This is a genomic window from Marinobacter sp. CA1, from assembly GCF_020546665.1.
GTDB lineage: Bacteria > Pseudomonadota > Gammaproteobacteria > Pseudomonadales > Oleiphilaceae > Marinobacter > Marinobacter xestospongiae.
Genome location: NZ_CP071785.1, coordinates 1,793,459 through 1,815,434, shown reverse-complemented (window position 1 = coordinate 1,815,434; position 21,976 = coordinate 1,793,459). Strand labels below are relative to the sequence as shown.

The window sequence follows — 21,976 nt, the reverse complement described above, 5'->3', positions numbered from 1 at the left end:
GGGTGCCTTCCGTAACAACCCATCTGCGAACGCAACGGATCAGGATGACAGAACGAATGACCAGCAAGCTTGACCAGCTCAAGACCATGACTACGGTGGTGGCCGATACCGGTGACCTCGAGGCCATCGCCCAGTGGCGCCCCCAGGATGCCACCACCAACCCCTCCCTGCTGCTTAAAGCGGCCTCCTCCGACGCCTATCGTCCGATGCTCGATGCTGCCATCAATGGCGCCCGCGGGCTGGCAGGGAGCAACGCCGAACAGCTGGGCTATGCCACCGACCTGCTGGCGGTGATGGCGGGTGAGAAGATCCTGCAGCTGATTCCTGGCGTGGTGTCCACCGAAGTGGATGCCCGGCTGTCGTTCGATACCGACGCCACTCTGGCCCGCGCCCGCCGGCTGGTCGAGCTGTACGATCAACGGGGCATCGACACCAGCCGCGTGCTGATCAAGATCGCCTCCACCTGGGAAGGTATTCGCGCCGCCGAGCAACTTGAGAAGGAAGGTATTCGCTGTAACCTCACGCTGCTGTTCTCCTTCGCCCAGGCCGCAGCCTGTGCTGACGCTGGCGCGCACCTGATCTCACCGTTCGTCGGCCGCATTCTCGACTGGCACCTGGCCAACAGCGATCAGGATACCTTCGCCCCGGAGGACGACCCCGGGGTGCGCTCGGTCACCCGGATCTACAACTACTTCAAGACCCACGATTACAACACCGTGGTGATGGGCGCCAGTTTCCGCAACACGGGCGAGATCGAGATGCTCGCCGGGTGCGACCGGCTCACCATCAGCCCGGCGCTGCTGCAATCGCTGCAGGATGACCAGGGCAACCTCGCCCGGCATCTTTCCCCGGAGCAGGCGAGCAGCACCGACACCCCGACGCCGATGACCGAGGCCCGATTCCGCTGGGAATCCAATGAAGACGCCATGGCCACCGAAAAGCTGGCCGATGGCATCCGTCGCTTTGCCGTCGACCAGGTGGAACTGGAAAGCCGAGTCCGCCGGCTGGCGAACGCCGCTTGAAGCTAACGTACTGAAGACAGCGAGATACCCAACCCGATGATTGAGAAGCTGAAACAGCTTTTTCTGGCACCAGCAGATCAGGGTCCGGCGCAGCCGGACCGCCACCAACTGGCCATTGCTGCCACCGCGCTGATGGTCCAGCTGGCCCGCATCGACCAGGAGCAGGATGAGCGGGAGCTGAAAACCATTGTCGACTGCGCCGTGCAACGACTGGAGGTCACCCGGGAAGAAGCCGAGAGCATCCTCCAGGATGCGCTGAACGAGGCCGAGGACGCCACGTCGCTGTACGAGTTCACCGGCCAGATCAACGATCACCTGGATCAACAGGCCAAGCAGGCGCTGTTGGAGAGCATCTGGCTGGTGGCCTTTGCCGATGGTCGGATTGACCGTTTTGAGGAGCACCTGATCCGCCGCATGGCTGAGCTTCTGCACCTTAACCACCGAGAGTATATGCAGGCGCGCCACCGCGCTGAGGCCAACTCGGGCCCTATCTCAGGCTGACCCTGTCGCGCGCCGCACACCACCGAATGTCACAAGGAGTTGTCCCATGCTAGCCATCCTCCACCCGGATACCCCGCTCGACAGCGAGGAGTACCGGCACACCATGCATTTTCTCGAGAACCTGCCGAACGTCTCCCTACGGGTTCATGAGGTTCAGGGTGAGAAACAACGCCTGACCGAGATCTACCTGCTGGGCGATACCAAGACCCTGGACAAGGACGAAATCGCTGCCCTGCCCGCCGTGGAGCGTGTGATCCGCATCTCCGAGGACTACCGCATTCTCGGGCGTCATCGTGACGACCAGCGCCAGTCCGGCTTCCAATACAACGGCGTGCAGTTCGGCCAGGACAACCTCCACGTGTTCGCCGGCCTCTGCGCCGTGGACGTTCCCGAGCATGTGGAGATGATGATGCAGGCTCTCGAGCAGCATGGTCAGGTCTGCACCCGCATGGGCGCCTACAAGCCCCGAACCAACCCCTATTCGTTCCAGGGCCATGGTAAGGGTTGCCTGCCATGGGTGTTCGAGAAAGCCGGCAAGCATGGCATCAAGGTGATCGCTATGGAGATTACCCATGAAAGCCACATTGAAGAAATCGACACCTGCCTGGAGAAGCTGGGCCGGCCGACCGGCGTGATGCTGCAGGTAGGTACCCGCAACACTCAGAACTTTGAGCTGCTCAAAGCCATTGGCCGCCAGAGCACCTACCCGGTGCTGCTGAAGCGGGGCTTTGGCATCACCCTCAATGAATCCCTCAACGCTGCCGAATACCTGGCCAGTGAGGGCAACGCCAATGTGGTGTTCTGTCTGCGCGGCATGAAGACCGAAGCCGGCAACCCTCATCGCAACATGGTGGACTTTGCCCACGTACCGGTGGTCAAACGGCTGACCCGCATGCCGGTGTGCATTGACCCGTCCCATTCTGTCGGCAGCCGGGAACACGCTCCTGATGGCATCCTGGACGTGATGCATGCCACCGCTCAGGGCGTCATAGCCGGTGCCAACATGGTGCTGGTGGACTTCCACCCGAAACCGGAGAAAGCCCTGGTGGACGGTCCCCAGGCTCTGCTGATGGAAGAGCTGTCGGCGTACCTGGACGATGTGCAGCTGTGCCACGAGACCTGGCAGAAGCGTCAGGCGCTGTACAATCGCATCCGGATCGGCTTCTAGGGAAGAAGCGGCATTATGATCATCTATGGGCATCGGGGCGCTCGCGGAGAGGCTCCAGAAAACACCCTGGCCGGCTTTGAGCACGCCTACCGGCACGGTATTCGCCGCTTTGAGTTTGACCTGCTGTTGTCGAGTGACGGCCAGCCCGTGGTCATCCACGACCTGACGGTCGACCGCACCACAAGCGATACCGGCAAGGTTGCTGACTACACCGCCGCGGAACTGGGGCGGATGGATGCACGCCATGGCACGGCGGCGTGGGCCAGCCCCACGCCAATCCCCACCCTGGATCAGGTGTTGGCGGCGATTCCGGACTTTGAGCACCTGCAACTGGAAGTCAAAAGCGACAAACGTCATCGCCTCAACGTTCTGTGCAACCGGCTGACGGAGCTGATCCAGCGCCACGACCTGTTTGAGCGGGTGGTGGTAACGTCAGCCGATACCTGGTTTCTACAGGAGATTCGCCGTCGTAACCGACGCATCGCGATTGGCGCGGTAGTGGAGCGGCGCTTCCCCAACCCGGTGCAGGTGGCCTCACGACTGAACTGTGATTACCTGATCCTGAACTGGAAACTCTGCTCCGCCAAGCTGGTGGAAGAAGCCCACCGGCGGGAGTTGCAGGTCTCGGTGTGGACCGTCAACCGCATTCACGACATGCTGACGCTGGAGCAGCACGGCGTCGACAGCATCATCACCGACTACCCGACCAGTACCAAGATCTACTTCGACAACCGGCGCCAGGCACTGCCACATCTGGCCCGAACCACCGACGCTGACGGCAACGACGCGGGCCAACCGTCTCTGAGCAATCAGTGATGCGGTCGCTCAGAAACTAGGCCGGTTCGGTCTACCATGAAACGCTGAGAAGCTCCCGAACTGCCCGCTGAAGGAGCAGTTCGGGATAGCGTAACCGTCAGAAGATACGGTTCAGGCCATTCAGTGCCGCCACCCGGTAGGCTTCCGCCATGGTGGGATAATTGAAGGTGGTGTTGATGAAGTAGTTGAGGGAGTTGGCCTCCCCTTCCTGATTCATGATCGCCTGTCCGATATGGACGATCTCCGCCGCCTGGTCCCCGAAGCAGTGGATGCCCAGGATCTCCCGGGTCTCACGATGGAACAGGATCTTCAGCATGCCCACCGCTTCGCCGGTGATCTGGGCGCGGGCCAGATCCTTGAAGAAGGCCTGGCCGACTTCGTACGGCACCTTGGCTTCCGTCAGCTCACGTTCGGTTTTGCCCACCGAACTGATCTCAGGAATGGTGTAGATGCCAGTTGGCACATCCGACACGAAACGGAAATACTCATCGTGAACGATGTCAGACGCCGCTGAACGGCCCTGATCGTACGCCGCGCTGGCCAGGCTGGGCCAGCCGATTACGTCACCGGCCGCATAGATGTGTGGCACAGACGTGCGGTAGTGCTCGTCCACAGCAAGCTGGCCCCGGCTGTTGGTCTCAAGACCCACGTTCTCCAGACCCAGCTTGTCGGTGTTGCCGCTGCGGCCGTTACACCACAGGAAGGCGTCCGCACGTATCTTTTTGCCAGACTTCAGAGACAGCACCACGCCGTGATCGTCTCCTTCCACCGATTCATAGCACTCGTTGTGACGCACCAGCACGCCATTGTTGCGCAGGTGGTAGCTGAGCGCGTCAGAGATCTCATCGTCAAGGAAAGACAACAGCCGGCTGCCCGGGTTGATGAGATCCACCTTGACGCCAAGACCGGCAAAGATAGACGCGTACTCAGAACCGATCACCCCGGCGCCATAGATAATCAGCGTGCGCGGTGTGTGGGAGAGATTGAGAATCGAGTCGCTGTTGTAGATGCGGCGATGACGGAAATTCACATCGGGCGGCAGGTAAGGCCTCGAGCCGGTGGCAATCACCACGGTGTCCGCACGCAGGACCTCATTGGCCTGACCATCGCGAATCTCGATGCGGTTGGCATCGAGGAAATAGGCACGGCCGTTGATCAGGTCAATGCGGTTGCGGGCGTAAAACTGGGTTCGCAGCTTCACCTGTTTGCCAATCACCTTCTGGGCGTTCTGCAGTACCCGCGGGAAAGAGAACCAGCGCGGTTCACCAATGTCCCGGAACATCTGGTTGGTGTTGAAGGTGATGATCTGCTTGACGGAATGTCGCAACGCCTTGGAAGGAATGGTTCCCCAGTGGGTGCAGTTGCCGCCAACGGTGGGCTTGTCTTCGATGATCGCAACGCGCTTGCCATTCTTGGCGGCGTTCATCGCCGCCCCTTCCCCGGAAGGCCCCGCACCGATAACGACAACGTCGTAGTGATGTTCTGCCATGCGTGCAGCAACTCCTTATCTGCGTGTCTTCAGGATGTTATTTTGATGAGGCCTGGCTGGCATCGTAAGCCAGGGTGTCTGCGGTCTTGCCCTCTTTGGCCAGACGCTCGTTCTCTTCCTTGCACTTCTTGGTGTTGCCACCGCAAATATCACACGCCCCATCCAGGCCCAGGGCACCGATACCGCCGCAGGTGCCACTGATGGGCTTGCGGCCCATGATGACGCCAATCGACATGGCCAGCAGAAGAAAACCAACAATCAGGAATACCAGGAGAAACGTACCCATCGTTCTGTCCTCTCATCCCCGCCGCTTTCGAACCTACTCTACAAGGTAGGATGAAAAGGCAGGTGTGTAATGTGTTTCAAAACCGTTGTCGCCACGAACAATAAAATACGCCGGAATATTGTCGCGGGTTGCCAGCGCCCGGGCCTTTTCAAAGCCCATCACATTGAACGCCGTGGCAATCCCATCTGCCAGCATACAGTTTTCAGCAATTACCGTCACAGACGCCAGGTTGTGGCCGATCGGCTTACCGGTCAACGGGTCTATGGTATGGGAATAGCGCTGACCTTCCGATTCGTAATAGTTACGATAATCGCCGGATGTGGCCAGGCCGTGGTCATCCAGCACCACCACCCGGTTGACCTGGCGGCGTTCGGATACCGGCTCTTCGATTGCCAGGCGCCAGGCCTCATCATCGGGCTTGCGACCCTTGACCCGGATCTCACCGCCCACTTCCACCAGAAACGCCTTCACACCCTGGGCATCGAGGTAGCGGGCAACCGCATCCACACCGTAACCCTTGGCAATTGCCGACAGGTCCAGATACTGGTGTTTTTGGGTACGGACCGCCGGCGGTTCGGCCTGCAGTTCAATGTTCCGGTAACCGGTCTGGGCCATCCGCTCCGCCAGCAATGCCGGCTCGGGAATGGTTTCCGGACGCGCCTCCGGTCCAAATCCCCACAGATTGACGACCGGACCAACAGTAATGTCAAAAGCGCCGCCGCTGAAGCGGGATACCTCCATCGAGGCCGCCAGCACTTCGTGCAACTCCGGTGAGATGCCAAACCACTCACCCTGGTCTGTCAGGCTGTTGAAGCGGGAAAGCTCAGAATCGTCCCGCCAGGTCGACATGGAGGCATCCACCTCTTCCAGTACCTGCTGAATGCCCTCACCGAGAGTGTCCAGCCGTTCCGGGTCGTCCGGCAATACGACATTGATATGGTAGCTGGTTCCGAAGATCGGCCCGGATATTTCCCAGACTTTTTCTTCGTCCTTAAACAGGCAACCCGCCAGGGCCGCAGCCACCAGCGTCATGAAGACGCTGGTGATTACAGCCCTGACGGGTCTGGTCATGCGGGATGTCATGAGGTCTGCTTAACCCCCAAAGTCGTCCAGCATGATGTTTTCATCCTCGACACCAAGATCCTTCAGCATCTTGATGACCGAGGCGTTCATGATGGGGGGCCCACACATGTAGTACTCACAGTCCTCGGGAGCCGGATGGTCCTTGAGGTAGTTGTCGTACAGAACGTTGTGAATGAACCCGGTGTAGCCGCTCCAGTTGTCCTCTGGCAGAGCATCGGACAGGGCAACGTGCCACTGGAAGTTTTCATTCTCGTTCGCCAGCATGTCGAAGTCTTCCACGTAGAACATCTCGCGGACACTCCGGGCGCCGTACCAGAACGAAATCTTCCGGTTGGAGTTCAGACGCTTGAGCTGGTCAAAAATGTGGGAACGCATCGGTGCCATACCGGCACCACCACCGATGAAGACCATTTCGGCTTCGGTTTCTTTGGCAAAGAACTCACCAAACGGCCCCATCACAGTCACCTTGTCGCCAGGCTTCAGGTTGAAGACGTAGCTGGACATGATTCCCGGCGGATGGTCCGAACCCGGAGGCGGTGTGGCGATCCGGATGTTGAACTTGAGAAGCCCTTTCTCTTCCGGATAGTTCGCCATGGAGTAGGCGCGGATGGTGTCTTCCTTGTTGATCGCCTTGTAGCGCCAGATGTCGTGCTTGTCCCAGTCTTCATGGAACTCTTCCTGAATCTCGAAATCCTTGAAGTTGATTTCGTACGGAGGACACTCCAACTGGACATAACCGCCGGCACGGAAAGCCACCTCTTCACCTTCAGGCAGTTTCAGAACCAGTTCCTTGATGAAGGTCGCGACGTTCTCGTTGGAGATGACTTCACACTCCCACTTCTTCACGCCGAAGAACTCTTCAGGCACCTCGATCTTCATGTCCTGCTTCACCGGAACCTGGCAGGACAGGCGCCAGCCTTCCTTCTCTTCCCGGTTGGTGAAGTGGGTCTTCTCGGTGGGCAGCATGGCGCCACCACCTTCCAGAACCTTACATTTACACTGGGCGCAGGTACCACCGCCACCACAGGCGGAGGACAGGAAGATACCGCTGCCCGCGAGCGTTCCCAGCAACTTGCCACCGGCTTCGGTGGTCAGGGTATGCTCGGGATCGTCATTGATTTCAATGGTCACATCACCGGTGCTGACCAGCTTCGAGCGTGCCGCCAGGATGATCGCCACAAGCGACAGCACGATAACGGTGAACATGACCACGCCAAGAATTATTTCTGTATTCATGGTCTCGCCTTTTCGTTGAACCGAATCACCGGATTAGAGTGAAATACCTGAGAACGACATGAAGCCGAGAGACATCAGACCAACGGTAATGAAGGTGATGCCCAGACCGCGCAGGCCTTCGGGTACGTCGCTGTACTTGAGCTTCTCGCGGATACCCGCCAGCGCCACGATGGCGAGGGCCCAGCCCACACCGGCACCGAAGCCGTACACCACACTCTCTCCGAACGTATAGTCACGCTGCACCATGAACAGGGAGGCCCCCATGATGGCGCAGTTAACGGTGATCAGGGGCAGGAACACACCCAGCGCCGAATAGAGCGCGGGAATGTACTTGTCCAGCACCATCTCCATGATCTGTACGATCGCGGCGATAACACCGATGTATGTCAGCAGACCCAGGAAGCTCAGGTCGATGTTCGGCAACCCGGCCCAGCCCAGCGCACCCTCACGGAGGATGTTGTTGTAGATCAGGTTGTTCACCGGCACGGTCAGGGTCAGCACCACCACAACGGCGATACCCAAGCCTACCGCAGCCTCAATCTTCTTGGAGATTGCCAGGAAGGTACACATCCCCAGGAAGAAGGCCAGCGCCATGTTTTCAACGAAGATAGCCTTAACGGCCAGACTGATATAATGCTCCATCAGAAGGCCTCCTTCGCGGTATGACGGGACATTTTGTAGTCAGGCTCTTCCACCTGCTCCGGCTTCCAGGCACGCAGGCCCCAGATTGCCAGACCGATGATGAAGAACGCACTCGGAGGCAGCAGCAACAGGCCGTTCGGCACGTACCAGCCACCGGCATTCACGGTCGGCATCAGAGCAACGCCGAACAGCGAACCGGCCCCGAGCAGTTCACGAAAGAACGCCACGAACAGCAGCATCACCGAATAGCCGAGACCGTTACCGATGCCGTCGAGGAAGCTCAGCCAGGGGCCGTTCTTCATCGCGAAGCCTTCGGCGCGACCCATCACGATACAGTTGGTGATGATCAGACCGACGAACACCGACAGCTGCTTGCTGATTTCGTAGGCGTATGCCTTGAGGACCTGGTCAACAACGATAACCAGTGAGGCGATGATGGTCATCTGTACGATGATCCGAATACTGTTCGGGATCTGCGTACGGACCAGGGATACCGCCAGGTTTGAGAACGCAGTTACCGCAATCACCGACAGGCACATCACGATGGTGACGTTCATGCTGGTGGTCACCGCCAGCGCGGAACAGATTCCGAGAATCTGCAGCGCGATCGGGTTGTTACTGAAAATTGGTTCGAAGAGAACCTGCTTGGCTGAAGCGTCTGCCATGATCAGACCTCCCCTTTCCGGAGTTTTTGCAGGAACGCACCGTAGCCTTCCTCGCCCATCCAGTAATTCACCAGCTGCTCAACACCACGGCTGGTCAGTGTTGCACCGGACAGAGCGTCGACTTTGTGCTCCTTGTTCTGGTCGTTGGGGTCTACCCCACCCTTAACGAGACGGACCTGGGGTTCGGTAGAGCCGTCGTCATAGACCTTCTTGCCGGGCCACTGGTTCTTCCAGCGGGGGTTATCCACTTCACCACCCAGTCCCGGGGTTTCGCCGTGATCGTAGAAACCCAGACCTTCGATGGTGTTGGCATCACCCTCAATGGAAATGAAGCCGTACAGTGTAGACCAGAGGCCATAGCCGTGAATCGGCAGAACCACCCGGGTCACCTGACCACCATCGCTCAGGGTGAAGATCTTGGCAATGTTGGGACGACGCTTGATGCCCGCCGGGTCCTCAGAGGACGCCAGTTTTTCGGACATTTCCGGATCAGAAGCCGCCTTGTACATGTCGTACTTCATGGGGTCTTCGACACCCACAGCAGACGGCTCAACAAACTCACCGGAATCGAGGTCCAGTAGACGCACGTCAAAACGCTGGAATGCCGTTTCGATATCATCGGCACTGGCGTTGGCTTCCAGCATGCCGGCCGCAGCCAGGATGTTGGATTTGATATCCAGGGTCTGGTTGTTGACCTGAGCCGGCTTCAGCATAACCGCGGCGGTGGAGACCACCACCGAGCAGACGATACACAGCGCCAGCGCAACGATCAGGGTTCTGGAGACAGTTTCCTTGGCTTTAGACACGAGCAAGCCTCCGTTTGATGTTGGCCTGAACCACGTAATGGTCCATCAGCGGTGCGAACAGGTTAGCGAACAGGATGGCGAGCATGATGCCTTCCGGGAACGCCGGGTTGACCACACGGATCAGCACGGTCATGACGCCCACCAGGATACCGAAGCACCAGCGACCGGTGTTGGTCATTGCCGCCGACACCGGGTCCGTCGCCATAAACATCATGCCGAAGGCGAAACCGCCCATGACCAGATGCCAGTGAGCCGGCACTGCGAACATCGGATTGGTCTCGGAACCAACTGCGTTCAGCAGCAGCGACATACCAATCATACCGATCAGCACACCACCGACGATGCGGTAGGAGGCGATCTTCATGGTCAGCAGGATCAGGCCGCCGATCAGCACGGCAATGGTGGACGTCTCGCCCATGGAACCCTGGATGGTGCCCACAAACGCGTTCATCCAGCCAATGTTCTGTTCCAGCGCCTCAACACCACCACTGGCAGCCCAGCTCAGTGCGGTTGCACCACTGAAGCCATCAACGGCAGTCCACACGGTATCGCCGGAAATCTGCGCCGGGTAGGCAAAGTACAGGAACGCACGACCAGTCAGCGCCGGGTTCAGGAAGTTCTTGCCGGTACCACCGAACACTTCCTTACCGATCACCACACCGAAGGTGATGCCCAGAGCCACCTGCCACAGCGGGATGGTGGGCGGGCAGATCAGTGCGAACAGCACGGAGGTCACGAAGAACCCTTCGTTGACTTCGTGGCGACGAACGGTGGCAAACAGCACTTCCCAGAACGCACCGACTGCGAACGTGACAGCGTAGATTGGCAGGAAGTAGGCCATCCCGTAGACGAAGTTGTCCCAGATGCTGGCAGCATCGTTGCCTGCCAGGGCCTGGATAAATGCAGTACGCAGGCCGCCGTCACCCATCAGGGCGTCAGGGTTGGCTGCGAGGTAGCTGTTGGCCTGGAAACCGATGTTCCACATGCCAAAGAACATAGCCGGGAAGGTACACAGCCACACGGTGATCATGATCCGTTTCAGATCAACACCGTCGCGGACGTGAGCGGTCGTGGAAGTGACCTTGCCGGGGGTATAAAAGATGGTGTCTACGGCTTCGTAGAGCGAATACCAGCGCTCGTACTTGCCGCCTTTTTCAAAGTGATGCTCGATGCCATCGAGAAACGTACGGATACTCATATCGTATTAGCCCTCGATCTCGATTCGGGTCAGGTTCTCGCGGAGAATCGGACCGTATTCATATTTACCCGGGCACACGAAGGTACACAGAGCCAGATCTTCCTCGTCGAGCTCCAGCGCTCCGAGCTTCTGGGCCGTCTCGGTATCACCAACGATCAGCGACCGCAGCAGCTGCGTTGGCAGGATATCCAGCGGCATTACCTGCTCATACGCACCAACCGGCACCATGGCCCTTTCACTACCGTTGGTGGTGGTGGTGAAATCGAACTTTTTGCCACCAACCAGCTTGGACAGGTAGATATTGAGCACTGAGAAACGGTTGGTACCCGGCGATAGCCAGCCCATGAATTCGCGCTTGGTGCCTTCTTCCAGCACCGAAATCTGGTTGGCAAAGCGTCCCAGATAGGCACAGGGACCGGCACCACGGCGACCGCCGAACACGGAACCGGAGATCAGTCGCAGCTCGCTGTCGGTTGCCACTTCGCCGTCAGTCAGTTCGACAAGGCTGGCACCAATGCGGGTGCGGACCAGACGCGGCTTGAGCGCCTTCGGTCCGGCCAGGGCCACGACCCGCTCAACAGGCAGCTCGCCGGTTTCAAACAGCTTGGCAATATCGATCACATCCTGATAGCCCAGGGTCCAGACCGATTTGCTGGCACCGACAGGATCAAGGTGGTGGATGTGCGTGCCGACGTTACCGGCCGGGTGAACACCGTCAAACTGGTGCACTTCGACATCGCCAGACTTGGGCACGGGTACGTCGGAGCCGGGCTTGCCGGTGACAAACACTTTGCCGTTGGTCAGCTTGGCCACCAGCGCCAGACCTTTCTCGAACTGGGCGGCGTTCTCACGAATGATCACCGTCGGGTCCGCGGCCAGCGGATTGGTGTCCATTACGGAGACAAAGATAGAATGCGGGGTCGCATCAATCTCGGGCACTTTGCTGTAGGGGCGGGTACGGAAGGCGGTCCAGAGACCGGACTCAACCAGATTGTCGACCACCTGCTGACGCTCAAGGCCTGCCAGGTCGGCTTCGGAGTAACGGGCGAAAGTCTCAGCCTCATCACCATCAATTTCGATGACGATCGACTGGAATACGCGGCGTTCACCCCGGTTTACTTCTTTCACCACCCCTGCTGCGGGTGATGTATAACGCACGCCTTCGGTCTTCTTGTCCGTAAACAGCAGCTCACCGCGCTTGACACGGTCTCCCTCTTTCACAGCCATGGTCGGCTTCATGCCGTTGTAGTCAAAGCCGATCAAAGCCACGTGACGAACGGGCTTGCCATCGGTAATGGTCTGTTCGGGAGCGCCGCTGATGGGAAGATCCAGGCCTTTTTTGATCTTGATCATTAGCCTCGTCCAATCATCAGAAACTTTTCGATGGATTTGCCACGCCTGACCCTGCGGCTCAGGCTCTCCCTACGGCTTGCGCCAGATTGGTAAAACCGAAGCAGCGGACGCAGCAATGGCATGATGATGCCCGGCTCCGTCGCCAGCAGGAATGATCAGAAATCGATGTCAGACGTACCCAAAATCGCGCCAATTATAGAGACTCGGGGCCGGGTTTTCCACCAGAACCGCTTGGACTTTGTACCTAAACGTAATCATCAGAACTACTTACACCATAACGCAAAAACCCCCGCCAGCCAGGAGCCGACAGGGGTTTGAAGCTACTCAGCAGAGCCTGTCAATCCAGGCCTACCAGTCGCCGCTTAACGGGCGCGCTTGGGGAAGATCGGGTAAGTCACGCCAGCCATCTGGTTGACCACACGGATCACCTGGGCGCTGTAACCGAACTCGTTGTCGTACCACACGTACAGAATCAGACGCTTGCCATTGGCAATGGTCGCCTGGGCATCAACCACACCAGCGTGACGGGAACCAACGAAATCGGTGGACACCACTTCCGGCGAGTTGACGAAGTCGATCTGCTTCTGCAGCTCAGAGTGCAGCGCCATTTCCCGCAGGTAGTCATTGGCGCTGTCGACTGTCACCTCTTTTTCCAGGTTCAGATTCAGGATCGCCATGGAAACGTTGGGGGTCGGCACCCGGATGGCGTTACCGCTCAGCTTGCCCTTCAGCTCCGGCAGAGCCTTGGCAACGGCCTTGGCGGCGCCGGTTTCGGTGATCACCATGTTCAGCGGCGCAGAACGGCCACGACGACTGCCCTTGTGGTAATTATCGATCAGGTTCTGGTCGTTGGTGTAGGAGTGCACGGTCTCAACGTGACCGTCTTCAATACCGTACTCATCGTGAATCGCCTTCAGGACCGGCGTGATGGCGTTGGTGGTACAGGAGGCCGCGGACAGGATGCGATCTTCTTCGGTGATCCAGTCGTTGTTGATGCCGTACACGATGTTCTTGATGTCGCCCTTGCCCGGCGCGGTCAGGATGACGCGGCTGACGCCCTTGGATTTCAGGTGCAGACCCAGCCCTTCTTCGTCACGCCACTTACCGGTGTTATCGATAACAATGGCGTTGTCGATGCCGTAGCTGTTGTAGTCAACCTTGTCGGGACCGTCGGAGTAGATCACCTTGATGAAGTTGCCGTTGGCCACGATGGCAGAGTTCTCTTCATCCACGGTGATGGTGCCGTTGAACGGACCGTGCACGGAATCGCGACGCAGCAGGCTGGCACGCTTCTCCAGATCGTTCTCGGCGCCGCCCTGGCGAACCACAATGGCACGCAGGCGCAGGTTGTTACCGCCACCAGCCTTTTCAATCAGGATACGGGCGAGCAGGCGACCAATACGGCCAAAACCGTAAAGGACCACGTCCTTGGTACCGTTCTCGGCATTTTCCTGGGATTCGGCGCTGAACTGACCAACCACCGGACCGATCTCCTGCTTCAGGAAATCCTCGATGGAGCCATTGCCTTCCGCTTTGAACTTGACCGCCAGCTTGCCGATATCAACGTGAGCACTGCCCAGTTCCAGACGATCCATGGCCTCAAGGATCGGCAGGGTGTCGTGCACAGACAGCTCGCTTTCCTCAACCTGACGCACGAAACGGTGGGCACGAATAATTCCAATCACCGACTGATTGATGATGGAGCGGCCGTAAACGGAAGTGACCACATTATTCTTCCGGTACAGGCGACCGATCAGCGGAATCATCGCCTCAGCGGTCGACTCCCTTTCCGTCCAGTTAGACAGGTGTTGGTTAATCTGTTCGTGGCTCACGCTTCAACCTCTGCAAGTTAGCACTCGGAAAATTGGGCGCATATTATCCAACGTAAAAGCCCCCAGCGCAAATCACACCACTGCCATGACAGCGTCAGTGCCTGGCGGTAGAATGTGCGGCCTTCCGGAACCCCGAATTCAGCCCAGGCAGGAGCTTAGCGTTGTCCAAGATTGAAGGCGTATCCACGGTCTCCCCCACGACCCGCTTGCTGGCCCCGGACTTTCCCGAGCGCGCCGCCGACCACCGCTACTGGGCCGGGCTCACCGGCACCCGGTCCGCGCTGGCCATTGCCGAAACCGCCCGCGACCACGACGGCCTGACGCTGGTGATCACCCGCACCACCGACGAAGCGCTGCAGCTGGAACAGGCAATGCGGTTCTTCCTCGACCTGGGATTCGACGAGGACCAGCCCGCCGTCACCAGTGACGGCCTCGAGCTGCTGTCGCTGCCGGACTGGGAAACGCTGCCCTACGACCTGTTCTCGCCCCATCAGGACATTACCTCCCGACGCATCCGTACCCTGCACCGGTTACCCGCCATTCGCCGTGGCGTGCTGGTCGTGCCGGCGCGAACACTGATGCATCGACTGCCGCCGGTGAACTACCTGCAGGGCAACACCCTGTTGCTGGAGGTTGGCCAGCAGTTGGACATCGACAGCTGGCGCCTGGCACTGGAGGCCGCCGGCTACCGGCACACCGAAAACGTCTACGAGCACGGCGAGTACGCAGTGCGCGGCGCCATCCTGGACATCTACCCGATGGGGTCGGCGCTGCCCTACCGGATCGACCTGTTCGACAACGAGATCGAGACCCTCAGAACCTTCGATCCCGAAACCCAGCGTTCTATTGATCGCATTGAGCGGATCGAGCTGTTGCCGGCGAACGAGTTCCCCTGGCACAAGGAAGCCCGTTCCGGCTTCCGCAACCGCTGGTTTGAGCAATTCGCCAATGCCGACAAGGATGCGCCGATCTATCAGGACATCACGCAGGGCATTACGCCGCCAGGCATCGAGTACTACCTGCCACTGTTCTTCGACACCACGGCAACGCTGTTCGACTACCTGCCGGGCGACACCCGGGTGTTTACCGCCGACAGCCTCAATGACGCTGTTGAGCAGTTCCAGAGCGACACTCTGGCCCGTTACGAGGAGCGCCGACACGATCGGTTACGGCCCATTCTACCGCCGGCGACCCTGTTCCTTCGTACCGAGGAACTGTTCGCCCAGCTTAAGCAGTACCCACGGGTGACGCCCATCCACAACACCGCCCGGGACGCCCAGCGCACCGACTTCTGCGCCGCCGAATCACTGCCTGACGTCTCCATGGATGGCCGCAGCAGCGCCCCGGCCGCACGCCTGAAGCAGTTTGTCGCCAATTTTAACGGTCGCATTCTGATCTGCGCGGAATCCTCAGGGCGCCGCGAGGCGCTGCTGGAAAATCTCGCGGAGCATGGCCTGAAACCCAGCACCATCGACAACTGGCCCAGTTTCCTGCAGGAAGGTCAGGCAACCCTGGCAATCACCATCGCCCCGATGGAAGACGGCCTGGTCCTGGATCACGCCCAACTGGCTCTGGTCACCGAATCCGCCCTGTTCGGCCAGCAGGTGCTGCAGCGGCGCCGGCGGGAGAAACCTACTGAAGTCAACGACGCCGGCTACCGCGATCTCTCGGAACTGAGGATTGGGGCACCGGTGGTGCACATTGACCACGGCGTGGGTCGCTATCAGGGCCTGGAGACCATCAGTGTCGACGGCGACGCCACCGAGTTTCTTACTCTGGAATACGCCGGCGGCTCCAAGCTCTACGTCCCGGTTGCCAGCCTGCACCTGATTTCCCGTTACAGCGGTGCTGATACCGACACCGCGCCACTGCACAAACTGGGCAATGAACGCTGGAGCCAGTCCAAGCAGAAGGCGCTGGAGAAAATCCGCGACACCGCTGCCGAGCTGCTCGACGTTTACGCCCGCCGTGAGGCCCGTGAAGGCTTCAAGTTCGACCACCCGGGTGACGCCTACCGAGCCTTCGCCGCTGGCTTCCCGTTCGAGGAGACCCCGGACCAGCAGGCCGCCATCGAAGCGGTGCTGGCCGATATGACCGGCCCCCAGCCCATGGACCGCCTGGTGTGCGGTGACGTCGGCTTCGGCAAGACCGAAGTGGCCATGCGGGCCGCCTTTGTGGCCACCCATTCCGGTAAGCAGGTGGCGGTACTGGTGCCCACCACGCTGCTCGCCCAGCAACACTACGAATCGTTCCGCGATCGCTTCTCCGACACGCCGGTGAATGTGGAACTGCTCAGTCGCTTCCGCAGCTCCAGCCAGACCAGCAAGGCGGTGGAACGCATCGAGAGCGGCACCGCAGATATCGTCATCGGCACCCACAAGCTGCTGCAGGGCGACATCCAGTTCAAGAATCTGGGGCTGGTGATCATTGATGAAGAACACCGCTTTGGCGTGCAACAGAAAGAGCGACTGAAATCCCTGCGCGCCGAGGTGGACATGCTAAACCTCACCGCCACCCCCATACCCCGCACCCTCAACATGGCAATGGGCCACCTTCGGGACCTGTCCATCATTGCCACCCCGCCGGCCCGTCGCCTGTCGGTGAAGACCTTCGTCCGCCAGCGGGACGATGCCATGGTCAAAGAGGCGATCCTGCGGGAGATCCTGCGGGGCGGCCAGGTGTACGTCCTCCACAACGAGGTCAACACCATTGAGAAGGTGGCCGAAGACCTGCGCCGGCTGATTCCCGAGGCCCGGGTGGGCATTGCTCACGGCCAGATGCGGGAACGTGAGCTGGAACAGATCATGTCGGATTTCTACCACAAGCGTTTCAACGTGCTGGTGTGCACCACCATCATTGAAACCGGCATCGACATCCCCAGTGCCAACACCATCATCATTGAGCGTGCCGACAAGTTTGGCCTGGCCCAGCTTCACCAGCTCCGGGGCCGGGTCGGACGCTCCCACCACCAGGCCTACGCGTATCTGCTGACGCCGCCACCCAAGAGCATCACCAGTGACGCCCGCAAGCGGCTGGAGGCCATCTCCGAAGCCCAGGACCTGGGAGCCGGTTTCATGCTCGCAACCCACGACCTGGAGATCCGCGGCGCCGGCGAACTGCTCGGGGAAGAACAGAGCGGCCAGATCGAGAGCATCGGCTTTACCCTCTACATGCAACTCCTGGACGAGGCAGTGAACGCGATCAAGGAGGGCCGCACCCCGAACGCGGACCTGCCCCTGAGCCACGGCACCGAGATGAACCTGCGTATCCCCGCTCTGATTCCCGACGACTATCTGCCGGACGTGCACAACCGCCTGATGCTCTACAAGCGCATCGCCAGCGTCAGCAACCGTGACGCACTGAAGGACCTGCAGGTGGAAATGATTGATCGCTTTGGCCTGCTGCCGGAACCTGCCAAAAATCTGATGCGACAGTCGGAACTGCGCATCCAGGCGGAAGCCCTGGGGATCGTCAAGGTAGACGCTGGCAAGGAATGGGTGCGACTTGAGTTCGGTGCCAGCACGCCGGTCGATCCGCTGGTACTGGTGAAGAAAGTGCAGCAGGCGCCGGACCAGTACCGACTTGAAGGCGCGAGCAGCTTTGCGTTCCGGCTGAAGGACGCGTCAACCGATGGTAAACTCACCGGCATTTCCGACATGCTGGGTCAGCTGAGCCCCTGACCCGGCCTCTGCCATCGGCCCTGCTGGCCTTAAACCGGAACAGCCAGGATTACCCAAAATAGGGACATTACACAGTAAGGGAGACTCCCGTTGCGAACCCTTTTTCAGAAGCACCTTCGCGCCCTGCCCCTGTTAGCGGCAGCGCTTGCCGTCGCTCCGGCGGCCCAGGCGTCCTACACCTACCGCGCCGAACTGGTGCTGGTAGAGCGACTGGTCGACCCGGAATCGGTGGTCGAACAGATGGCCGGCCGGCTGACCGAACCCGGCGAAGCCGCACCGAAGGCATTGTGGGTGGAAGACGCCAACGGCCAACGGCTGTCAGACCTGCGCCTGGTCGGAGAGAACCAGATTACGCTGGCCCGCTCCGCTCAGCGGCTGGAGAACAGCGGCCGCTTCCGTATCCTGGCGAAAGCGGCGTGGTACCAGTCGTTTCCGCCCAATTACCGCAGCGAGCCGATGCAGGTGGCCATCGGAGACTGGTTACCAGGCGCCGGGCACCGGGAAGTGGAAGGCACCATCACCATTGAACGGCAACGCTACCTGCATGTGGAAGTGGCACTGAATCACTGGCAACCGACAGCGGCAGGCGAGCAGACCGCCATTGAGCTAAAGAACCAGACGGCAGTGGCGGAACCGGGGGCAACGGAATCAGCAGCGGGCTCATCCGACGCCTCGGCTGACCCGGCGGCAGACAGCCAAACGCCCCTGGCACCGGTAGCCCGGGAGCCGCAGGCGGAGCTGCTGACTTGGATTCGGGAAACCCGCCGCATGCGCAGTGAGGAAATCCACTTTCTGGATTCCCCCACCATCGGCGTGCTGGTGCTGTTCAGGAGGATTGGGAGCTAAGGGCGCCGAGCGCCTCCATCGAGCCCGCCAGAATCTGTTTGATGTCGGCCATCCCCTCTTCGATGGCCGCCTCGATCTCTTCCATGGTGATGATGTGGTCGGCCTTGCCGGCCGCCCAGTTCACCACCAGCGCCAGACAGCCGTAATTCATTTTCAACTCAGCCGCCAGCACCGCTTCCGGCATGCCGGTCATGCCAACCAGGTGGCAACCATCCCGCTCCAGCCTGACGATCTCCGCCGCGGTCTCCAGACGTGGCCCCTGAGTCGCGGCGTAGGTTCCAAAATCGCTGCAGGCCACCCCTCGATCACGGGCCGCCCGAACCAGGCTTTGTCGCACTTCCGCCGTGTAGGGGTAGGTGAAATCGATGTGGGTGGTCTGCTCCAGCTCACCCTCAAAATAGGTGCTGGGGCGCCCCCAGGTGTAGTCGATCAACTGGTCCGGAATCACCACCTGCGCCGGCCCCATGTCGGCGTGGATACCGCCAACGGCATTCACCGCCACCACGGTTTCGACCCCGGCTTCCCGCAGCGCCCAGAGATTGGCGCGGTAGTTCACCTGATGTGGCGGAATCCGGTGCGGGTTGCCATGGCGGGCCAGGAACACCACCGGCTGATGACCGTAACGGCCATGCACCAGTACGTCTGAGGGCGCTCCCCAGGGTGTATCCATTCGCTGCTCGCCAACAATCTCCAGCCCATCCAACTCGGTCAGGCCAGTCCCGCCTATGATGCCGACGGGAATCTGTCCGCTGCCTGCTTCTGTCATCATGCTTCTCCCCTGGCAGACTGGCTGCTAACGGCCGCGACCGCCTCGTTGTCGCCCTCACCGCCGCCGGAGGTGCAGGAGGACAGCTCGATACCGTCCGGCAGATGCAGGGTTCGGGTCGGGAAGGCGATCTCGGCACCGTGAGCCTCAACAATATCACTGATCTTCAGCAGCACGTCCTGTTTTACCTGATGGTATTTCACCCACTCGGTGGTTTTGGTGAAGGTGTAGATCATGATATCCAATGACGACGCGTTGAAGGTCAGGAAATTGACAATCAGGGTGCGGTTGTCGTCAATCTCGTCATGGGACTCGAGCATGGCCCGGATGTCCGCCACAATCGGCACCATCTGTTTGACGTCCACATAACGGATACCCAGGGTCTCCGAGATGCGTCGGTTCAGCATCCGCGACGGATTCTCCACCGCAATGGTGGTGAAGGCCGCATTGGGAACATAGAGCGGGCGCTGATCAAAGGTGCGGATGGTGGTGAGGCGCCAGCCGATCTTCTCAACCGTTCCCTCAATGTCGCGGTCCGGAGAACGAATCCAGTCCCCCACCTTGAACGGCCGGTCGAGCTGAATGATGAAGCCACCAAAGAAGTTGGCCAGCAGATCCTTGGCGGCAAAACCGATGGCAATACCACCCACACCACCGAAGGCCAGTACCCCGGAAATGCTGTAGCCCAGGGACTGCATCACAATCAGCACCGCCGTGATGATGATCACCGCCCGCATCAGCTTACTGATCGCGGTGACCGTGGTGTAATCCATCGGGCGCTTGACCTTGCCCGGCGACGACAGCATCACCTCGCCCTGCTTGATCACCCCGAGCAGGGTCCACACCAGCAGCCAGATAAAACCAAGGCGCAACATGCTGTCGTTGGCGGTAAAGATCTCCGCCTTGGAGTAGCGGTACGCCGCCTCAGCCGCCCAGTACACCCCCAACAACCAAATGAACGCCACCATCGGCTTGCGTACAGCGTGCAGGAAGGCATCGTCCCAGAGGTTGCGGGACTCCTGGACCCGCCGCTCCATGAACAGGATAACCTTGCTGGCAATGTAGGCCACGACCGCGGTCACCATCACCATGGCGAACACTGCCAGGATGACCCGCCAGGATTCCGGCAACAGCTTGATGCTATCCAGGGTGCCAATCAGCATTCCAGGTACGTCTTCTTCCATGCTCTCCTCGCTTGAATGTCTGGCCGGCTACGCGTCAGAACGGTCGGTGACGCGCTAGCGAATGGTAACGGCCGTGCCCGCCGCCACAAGATCAAACAGTTCCATCAGATCTGCGTTGCGCATGCGCACGCAGCCGTGGGACAACGGCACCCCCATGGGCTCTCTGTCGGGGGTGCCGTGAATGTATATGAAGCGCCGGAAAGTATCGACCCCCGGACCACGATTGCGCCCCCACTCCCGGCCGCAGAGCCAGAGAATACGGGTGAGAATCCAGTCCCGGCGGGGATGACGGTCGGCAAGGTCGGCGCTGTAGATTTCACCGGTCGGGCGACGGGCGACAAACACGCTATTCTCCGGCATTCCCTGACCAATACGGGCGCGGATGTAGTGCTCACCTCGCGGAGTACAGCCAGAGCCGTCCCGCTCCCCCGCACCGTTGAGGGCGGTGGATACCGGGAACCGGCGGTCACCGCCGGGTGCATCCAGCAGCCTCAGTTGCTGCTGCTGAAGATCGATGATAATGCGGGACTGACTTTGGGCAGGCATGGACTCGGCGCTCGCGCAACGATCGACACGGTGTCTGTGGCGACCGATGACAGGGATTCAGGTGATTGAAATCCCGAGACTAACCGAGCCCGGCAGGGTCAGGCAACTGAGGGTTTGGTAATTGCTGACGGTGTCGAACCACCGGCCTGCATCCCGGCGGCGAGGAACGGCACCAGGTGACCGGCAATCTCCTGCACCGTGGTTTCCACCCCAAGCTTGTTCTGCAGGATATCCCGCAGGGCATCGCTGCTGGACATGGTGAATGCGGTTGCTCCCAGCATGAACTGGATTCGCCAGTAGCGCTCGACGGCCGTCAGCTGTGGCGTCGCGTTTTTCAGCAGGGTCATGAAGCGACCAAACGGCTGGCTGTACTCCGCTTCGAGGAACTTGCGCAGGTGCCCCTGGGATTGGGTATACGCCAGGCCCAGCAATCGCATGAAGATGGAAATGCCTTTCTCGTTGCGCTGAGGCATCCGCACGGCACTTTCTGTTAGTGCCCAGAGGGTTTGCTCGAGTGTGGGCGGGGTGTCACCACAGCGGGCCTCGAGGTCATCAAACGCCGACTCCAGGGTTTGCGAGAACGGCGTCAGAAAACGGGCGAACACTGACTGGATCAGTGCATTCTTGGAACCGAAATGATAGTTCACGGCCGCCAGATTGACCTTGGCCTTGCTGGTTATCATCCGCAGGGAAGTTTCGGAAAAGCCGCGATCGGCAAAAAGCTCTTCGGCCGCGTCAAGGATTCGGTCAACGGTGTCGGACTGCGCCATGGGACTCTCAGTTTCTCAAGCAAACATCTGTTTGAAACATACGTTTGAGGCCTGAGGTTGTCAAGTTTTCGCCATAGCGGCTTGCGC

Annotated in this window: 20 protein-coding genes; 6 read left to right on the top strand and 14 right to left on the bottom strand. The window is 59.8% G+C overall.

Features of this window, described 5'->3' with window-relative positions; genetic code table 11:
* Positions 1-56 precede the first annotated feature (56 nt).
* Genes tal through J2887_RS08365 form a run of 4 tightly spaced genes read left to right on the top strand, consistent with a single transcriptional unit; the run spans position 57 to position 3,507 of the window.
* Positions 57-1,022 carry a transaldolase gene (gene tal / locus J2887_RS08380; RefSeq protein WP_227175521.1) on the top strand — a complete coding sequence of 322 codons (966 nt, stop codon included), beginning with the start codon at positions 57-59 and terminating at the stop codon, positions 1,020-1,022.
* Positions 1,023-1,058: 36 nt separating this feature from the next.
* Positions 1,059-1,523 carry a TerB family tellurite resistance protein gene (locus tag J2887_RS08375; protein WP_227175520.1) on the top strand — a complete coding sequence of 155 codons (465 nt, stop codon included), beginning with the start codon at positions 1,059-1,061 and terminating at the stop codon, positions 1,521-1,523.
* A 46-nt stretch (positions 1,524-1,569) separates the two neighbouring features.
* On the top strand, positions 1,570-2,691 hold the full coding sequence (locus J2887_RS08370) for a 3-deoxy-7-phosphoheptulonate synthase (protein ID WP_227175519.1): 1,122 nt from the start codon (positions 1,570-1,572) through the stop codon (positions 2,689-2,691).
* A 15-nt stretch (positions 2,692-2,706) separates the two neighbouring features.
* Complete coding sequence (locus J2887_RS08365; RefSeq protein WP_227175518.1) at positions 2,707-3,507, top strand: glycerophosphodiester phosphodiesterase; 801 nt, start codon at positions 2,707-2,709, stop codon at positions 3,505-3,507.
* 97 nt (positions 3,508-3,604) lie between these two features.
* Here J2887_RS08365 and sthA read toward each other — a convergent pair whose 3' ends face one another.
* From sthA to J2887_RS08315, 10 genes are all read right to left on the bottom strand, one after another.
* Positions 3,605-4,996: a Si-specific NAD(P)(+) transhydrogenase gene (sthA, locus tag J2887_RS08360; RefSeq protein ID WP_227175517.1), complete on the bottom strand. Its 1,392-nt coding sequence runs from the start codon at positions 4,994-4,996 to the stop codon at positions 3,605-3,607.
* 37 nt (positions 4,997-5,033) lie between these two features.
* Complete coding sequence (gene nqrM, locus J2887_RS08355) at positions 5,034-5,282, bottom strand: (Na+)-NQR maturation NqrM (protein WP_227175516.1); 249 nt, start codon at positions 5,280-5,282, stop codon at positions 5,034-5,036.
* A gap of 33 nt (positions 5,283-5,315) precedes the next feature.
* Positions 5,316-6,365, bottom strand: a complete 1,050-nt coding sequence (locus J2887_RS08350) for an FAD:protein FMN transferase (RefSeq protein WP_227175515.1) — start codon at positions 6,363-6,365, stop codon at positions 5,316-5,318.
* A gap of 9 nt (positions 6,366-6,374) precedes the next feature.
* Positions 6,375-7,601, bottom strand: coding sequence for an NADH:ubiquinone reductase (Na(+)-transporting) subunit F (gene nqrF, locus J2887_RS08345; RefSeq protein ID WP_227175514.1), 1,227 nt, complete (start codon positions 7,599-7,601; stop codon positions 6,375-6,377).
* 33 nt (positions 7,602-7,634) lie between these two features.
* Positions 7,635-8,243 carry an NADH:ubiquinone reductase (Na(+)-transporting) subunit E gene (gene nqrE / locus J2887_RS08340; protein WP_227175513.1) on the bottom strand — a complete coding sequence of 203 codons (609 nt, stop codon included), beginning with the start codon at positions 8,241-8,243 and terminating at the stop codon, positions 7,635-7,637.
* Complete coding sequence (locus tag J2887_RS08335) at positions 8,243-8,908, bottom strand: NADH:ubiquinone reductase (Na(+)-transporting) subunit D (RefSeq protein WP_227175512.1); 666 nt, start codon at positions 8,906-8,908, stop codon at positions 8,243-8,245. Before J2887_RS08335 ends, nqrE begins: the two co-directional genes overlap by 1 nt.
* 2 nt (positions 8,909-8,910) lie before the next feature.
* The gene (locus J2887_RS08330; protein ID WP_227175511.1) at positions 8,911-9,714 is read right to left on the bottom strand and encodes a Na(+)-translocating NADH-quinone reductase subunit C; all 804 of its coding nucleotides are present in this window, start codon (positions 9,712-9,714) and stop codon (positions 8,911-8,913) included.
* Entirely contained in the window at positions 9,707-10,912 is a 1,206-nt protein-coding gene (locus J2887_RS08325; RefSeq protein WP_227175510.1) for an NADH:ubiquinone reductase (Na(+)-transporting) subunit B, read from the bottom strand. The genes J2887_RS08330 and J2887_RS08325 overlap by 8 nt, the downstream gene beginning before the upstream one ends.
* A gap of 6 nt (positions 10,913-10,918) precedes the next feature.
* Positions 10,919-12,265, bottom strand: a complete 1,347-nt coding sequence (locus J2887_RS08320) for a Na(+)-translocating NADH-quinone reductase subunit A (RefSeq protein WP_227175509.1) — start codon at positions 12,263-12,265, stop codon at positions 10,919-10,921.
* A gap of 362 nt (positions 12,266-12,627) precedes the next feature.
* Positions 12,628-14,097 (bottom strand): glyceraldehyde-3-phosphate dehydrogenase, encoded by a 1,470-nt coding sequence (locus J2887_RS08315; protein ID WP_227175508.1) that lies wholly within the window; start codon positions 14,095-14,097, stop codon positions 12,628-12,630.
* A 161-nt stretch (positions 14,098-14,258) separates the two neighbouring features.
* Between J2887_RS08315 and mfd the strand changes: the two genes are divergently transcribed.
* Positions 14,259-17,777, top strand: a complete 3,519-nt coding sequence (gene mfd / locus J2887_RS08310) for a transcription-repair coupling factor (protein ID WP_227175507.1) — start codon at positions 14,259-14,261, stop codon at positions 17,775-17,777.
* A 90-nt stretch (positions 17,778-17,867) separates the two neighbouring features.
* Complete coding sequence (locus tag J2887_RS08305; RefSeq protein WP_227175506.1) at positions 17,868-18,623, top strand: CsiV family protein; 756 nt, start codon at positions 17,868-17,870, stop codon at positions 18,621-18,623.
* Here the strand turns inward: J2887_RS08305 and J2887_RS08300 are convergent.
* The 4 genes from J2887_RS08300 to J2887_RS08285 all read right to left on the bottom strand — a co-directional run bounded on the left by J2887_RS08300 (position 18,604) and on the right by J2887_RS08285 (position 21,889).
* Positions 18,604-19,392: an S-methyl-5'-thioinosine phosphorylase gene (locus J2887_RS08300; protein WP_416381902.1), complete on the bottom strand. Its 789-nt coding sequence runs from the start codon at positions 19,390-19,392 to the stop codon at positions 18,604-18,606. The genes J2887_RS08305 and J2887_RS08300 overlap by 20 nt on opposite strands.
* Positions 19,389-20,573: a mechanosensitive ion channel family protein gene (locus J2887_RS08295; RefSeq protein ID WP_227175505.1), complete on the bottom strand. Its 1,185-nt coding sequence runs from the start codon at positions 20,571-20,573 to the stop codon at positions 19,389-19,391. Before J2887_RS08295 ends, J2887_RS08300 begins: the two co-directional genes overlap by 4 nt.
* 54 nt (positions 20,574-20,627) lie before the next feature.
* On the bottom strand, positions 20,628-21,119 hold the full coding sequence (locus J2887_RS08290; RefSeq protein WP_227175504.1) for a L,D-transpeptidase: 492 nt from the start codon (positions 21,117-21,119) through the stop codon (positions 20,628-20,630).
* Positions 21,120-21,217: 98 nt separating this feature from the next.
* Positions 21,218-21,889, bottom strand: a complete 672-nt coding sequence (locus J2887_RS08285; RefSeq protein WP_227175503.1) for a TetR/AcrR family transcriptional regulator — start codon at positions 21,887-21,889, stop codon at positions 21,218-21,220.
* Positions 21,890-21,976: the final 87 nt, after the last annotated feature.

What these genes read in the sequence shown, in the direction of transcription:
- J2887_RS08325 (WP_227175510.1), bottom strand. Translation starts at nt 10,912, where the DNA reads ATGAGTATCCGTACGTTTCTCGATGGCATCGAGCATCACTTTGAAAAA.
- J2887_RS08290 (WP_227175504.1), bottom strand. Translation starts at nt 21,119, where the DNA reads ATGCCTGCCCAAAGTCAGTCCCGCATTATCATCGATCTTCAGCAGCAG.
- J2887_RS08350 (WP_227175515.1), bottom strand. Translation starts at nt 6,365, where the DNA reads ATGACATCCCGCATGACCAGACCCGTCAGGGCTGTAATCACCAGCGTC.
- J2887_RS08365 (WP_227175518.1), top strand. Translation starts at nt 2,707, where the DNA reads ATGATCATCTATGGGCATCGGGGCGCTCGCGGAGAGGCTCCAGAAAAC.
- J2887_RS08300 (WP_416381902.1), bottom strand. Translation starts at nt 19,392, where the DNA reads ATGATGACAGAAGCAGGCAGCGGACAGATTCCCGTCGGCATCATAGGC.
- nqrM (WP_227175516.1), bottom strand. Translation starts at nt 5,282, where the DNA reads ATGGGTACGTTTCTCCTGGTATTCCTGATTGTTGGTTTTCTTCTGCTG.
- J2887_RS08370 (WP_227175519.1), top strand. Translation starts at nt 1,570, where the DNA reads ATGCTAGCCATCCTCCACCCGGATACCCCGCTCGACAGCGAGGAGTAC.
- tal (WP_227175521.1), top strand. Translation starts at nt 57, where the DNA reads ATGACCAGCAAGCTTGACCAGCTCAAGACCATGACTACGGTGGTGGCC.
- nqrE (WP_227175513.1), bottom strand. Translation starts at nt 8,243, where the DNA reads ATGGAGCATTATATCAGTCTGGCCGTTAAGGCTATCTTCGTTGAAAAC.
- J2887_RS08335 (WP_227175512.1), bottom strand. Translation starts at nt 8,908, where the DNA reads ATGGCAGACGCTTCAGCCAAGCAGGTTCTCTTCGAACCAATTTTCAGT.
- J2887_RS08320 (WP_227175509.1), bottom strand. Translation starts at nt 12,265, where the DNA reads ATGATCAAGATCAAAAAAGGCCTGGATCTTCCCATCAGCGGCGCTCCC.
- nqrF (WP_227175514.1), bottom strand. Translation starts at nt 7,601, where the DNA reads ATGAATACAGAAATAATTCTTGGCGTGGTCATGTTCACCGTTATCGTG.
- J2887_RS08285 (WP_227175503.1), bottom strand. Translation starts at nt 21,889, where the DNA reads ATGGCGCAGTCCGACACCGTTGACCGAATCCTTGACGCGGCCGAAGAG.
- sthA (WP_227175517.1), bottom strand. Translation starts at nt 4,996, where the DNA reads ATGGCAGAACATCACTACGACGTTGTCGTTATCGGTGCGGGGCCTTCC.
- J2887_RS08375 (WP_227175520.1), top strand. Translation starts at nt 1,059, where the DNA reads ATGATTGAGAAGCTGAAACAGCTTTTTCTGGCACCAGCAGATCAGGGT.
- J2887_RS08295 (WP_227175505.1), bottom strand. Translation starts at nt 20,573, where the DNA reads ATGGAAGAAGACGTACCTGGAATGCTGATTGGCACCCTGGATAGCATC.